Source organism: Escherichia sp. AM3 (assembly GCF_032029835.1).
Taxonomy (GTDB): Bacteria; Pseudomonadota; Gammaproteobacteria; order Enterobacterales; family Enterobacteriaceae; genus Escherichia; species Escherichia coli.
The window spans coordinates 1-3,200 of record NZ_JAVUPQ010000171.1; the positions used below are offsets into that span (position 1 = coordinate 1).

Below are 3,200 nucleotides of genomic sequence, written 5' to 3' on the forward strand. Positions count from 1 at the left end.
GTGAAAGCGATTGTAGGCTTCCCTGACATCAATTGTGCCCACGATACTAGTCAACGCTTCTTCGAGCAAGTCAGTACAGAATCCTTTCGCATTGTGATTACTGAAAGGATACGTCTCATACTATAAGCCACTAACAACTCTTTGAAACCCCTGCGTTTTAACGTCATGTTAGCTTCTTAGCTGTTTGCCGGTTCAAGCGGCATATGAAAATCAGAAAACATTATTGATTATCATAGGATAAGCAGCATCTTTTTTCGGAATCGCCATTCAGATGCTAACATCTTGTAACATATTAATTAAATGGTGTATCCTCATTTCTATAGGAAAAATCCGCTTTAAAGCGGTTGCTGATTGTGATTATTAGCTTTGTGAGGCAATGGCAATGTGCGAAAGGATGTTAAAAAAAGATGTTTATTCTGAATGGGTTATACGCAATAGCCTGTACTGGATGACTTCGCTTACTCAGTGGAAGCTTTGTGAAGATATATCCTCTTGGACAATCTCTTTTGAAAACGATAGTCCCGAATGCCTCTATGAATTCGAGAGGCTGCTGAATGATTACACTTTGCGAGAAAAACTACAGCATAAAACAGGGGCGTTGAGAGATTCTATTGTCCATAAAGTGCTTCGCAGTGTCGATGAAAGGCTTTCGTGATGGAATTGATGCCATTCAATTTTGACAGATTGCCTAATGGACAGGTGTTTATAAGCAACCTCGCTGGTTTTCATCACTTCATTGATGAGCAAGAGCTGCTTGATCTTTCTGATGAGCAAATCAGTGCGGAACAATCAAACGCACTTGAAAGCAAGCTGTTCATAACCAACGAAAGCTCATCAGCTATTGCTCCCTATGCTTTAAGTTCTGCTTTTGCAAAACGATTGATGAATGAACTGGCGATCAGGCCAATTTTCATGATTGTGCCCACATTACGTTGCGACCATACCTGCAAGTATTGTCAGGTCAGTAGAGCTTCCGTGAACGCCTCTGGTTATGATCTAGATCCCGCTCTCATCCCTGATATCATTTCTACTATCAAAAAACTATCAACTCCACCTTACAAGATAGAGATACAGGGTGGAGAGCCACTCTTGCGGTTCGATTTAATTCAGTCTATCTATGAGCAATGTGCTGAAACGCTGGGAAGCACCGATTTTGAGATGGTGGTAGCATCAAGCCTGTCTGTCTTGAATGAGGATATGCTTGAATGGTCGAGAGACAGGAACATAACGTTCTCTGTTTCGCTTGATGGTGAGGAAGTTGTTCACAACAGTAATCGAATTCTTGGTCATGGGCTTGCTTACAGTAGAACAGTGTCAGGGGTAGAGGCTATCAAACGGTCTTTAGGCGCTGGTCGCGTTGCAACGGTTACTACAGTTACTAAAGATCTCATTAGGCATCCTGAATCAATTGTCCAGGCTCACTTGTCTCTTGGCCTCAAGGATATGTTTATCCGACCTGTTAGTCCCTATGGGTTTGCACAAAAAGCATCGTTCACATTTTCTATGGAGGAATACTTCAGTTTCTATGCCTCGTTGATAGATGAAATCCTTAAGATGAATAATGAAGGGATAAGGGTTGTGGAACATTCGGCCTCCATTCATCTGAAAAGGATCTTCAATCCTGGCTTTAGTGGTTATGCGGATTTAAAGTCGCCAAGCGGGGTCGTGCTTAACAGTATTCTTTTCAATTATGACGGTCGAGTATATGGTAGCGATGAGAGCCGTATGTTGCAGAAGGTGAACCCTGAAACGGAGTTCAGTGCGGGTGAGGTTAAAACGCTATCATTTTCTAAGAGTCCTTACTATAACGCAGTGTTGAGTTCATCGTTCAATTTTGCTCTGCCAGGTTGTGATACATGTGCATATCAACCATTTTGCGGTGCAGATCCATGCCAGAACATAAGTGTACAGGGTGAGCCTGTTGGTGATAGGAGTCGTTCAACGTTTTGTCAGTATCACAAGGGGATGTTCAGGTATCTGATGAACTGCATCTCAGAAGGTGGTCCGAAGGCTGAGATGCTAAAAGGATGGGCATATGTCTGAGGTTATTAGGAACGATATCTTTCATTTTGCTTCAAAAAAGAATGTGCCCACGGGGTTCTATCGGTTATGCAAACAAAAACCAATGAACCCTTTATTCTTTTTGCCCAATTTACTGGTAGTTGCTGAAGGCAATAATGATGCCATTCAACCATACTTTGATTTCTCTGTTATTAGCACTGAATTATATGAGTCAATTGAAGATGGAGATATTGGGATAATCAACAATGGCAATATGATACGCGTAATTCTGTCCCGCAGAGCCAATCATAATACTGTCTTAGTAACGGAACGCTGCAATAACTTGTGTCTGTTTTGTTCGCAGCCACCAAAGAAATCAAATGATGACTGGCTACTTACCCAATCAGCTCTTGCTATAGCTTCATTTGGTTTGGATGGAGTTGTTGGGGTCAGCGGTGGAGAACCTTTGCTGTATGGAGATGATTTCCTTCACTTCATTGATTTTATCATCGAGAATTCACCAGATACTGCTTTGCATGTTTTAACAAACGGACGCAAATTTGCTGATATCAACTTTACTCAGGAAATGGCAAAGCGAAGCAAAAAGATCAAAATCACCTTTGGTATCCCGCTCTACTCATCAAGACCACTTGTGCATGATCATCTGGTAGGGAGTGATGGCGCATTTAATGAAACGGTTAAGGGGTTAATCAATGCAGGAAACTCAGGGATTAATATCGAACTTAGAGTTATTCCGACACTGGCTAACTATACAGAATTGGATGATATTGTAGACTTCGTTGGCCGAGTGTTCTCCAACATTAATCAGATTTCCCTTATGGGGCTGGAATCTATCGGTTGGGCACGAAAGAACTGGTCAACAATCTTCATTGAGCACAGCAGTTATAGTGAGAAAATAACCTCCGCCATAGACGCTGCACACAGGTCAGGCATACCTCTAACAATTTTTAATTATCCTTTGTGTCATCTTCCTGAAAGAGCTTGGGAGCTTGCTGCTCAGTCGATCTCTGATTGGAAAAATTACTATCCGAAAGAATGTGATGAATGCACTCAGAAGTCTTCCTGTGCTGGTTATTTCAGTTCCTCCACAGGCAGTTTTCATCAACCACCGAGACCAATTTTATGAAAAAATTTAATTTTGCTGCTCTACTTCCGGGATTTTTGGCACTCAATAATTC

At 41.8% G+C, this 3,200-nt stretch carries 3 protein-coding genes; all 3 read left to right on the forward strand.

Translation table 11 applies throughout. The annotated features are described in order from the left end of the window. Window positions 1-382: 382 nt before the first annotated feature. The 3 genes from hxsD to hxsC are packed head-to-tail and all read left to right on the forward strand — an operon-like array spanning window position 383 to window position 3,148. On the forward strand, window positions 383-655 hold the full coding sequence (gene hxsD / locus RTW80_RS23450) for a His-Xaa-Ser system protein HxsD (protein ID WP_001610846.1): 273 nt from the start codon (window positions 383-385) through the stop codon (window positions 653-655). Further along, window positions 655-2,043 carry a His-Xaa-Ser system radical SAM maturase HxsB gene (gene hxsB / locus RTW80_RS23455; protein ID WP_001610844.1) on the forward strand — a complete coding sequence of 463 codons (1,389 nt, stop codon included), beginning with the start codon at window positions 655-657 and terminating at the stop codon, window positions 2,041-2,043. The genes hxsD and hxsB overlap by 1 nt, the downstream gene beginning before the upstream one ends. Continuing rightward, window positions 2,036-3,148, forward strand: coding sequence for a His-Xaa-Ser system radical SAM maturase HxsC (hxsC, locus tag RTW80_RS23460; RefSeq protein WP_312720442.1), 1,113 nt, complete (start codon window positions 2,036-2,038; stop codon window positions 3,146-3,148). Before hxsB ends, hxsC begins: the two co-directional genes overlap by 8 nt. Window positions 3,149-3,200 lie beyond the last annotated feature (52 nt).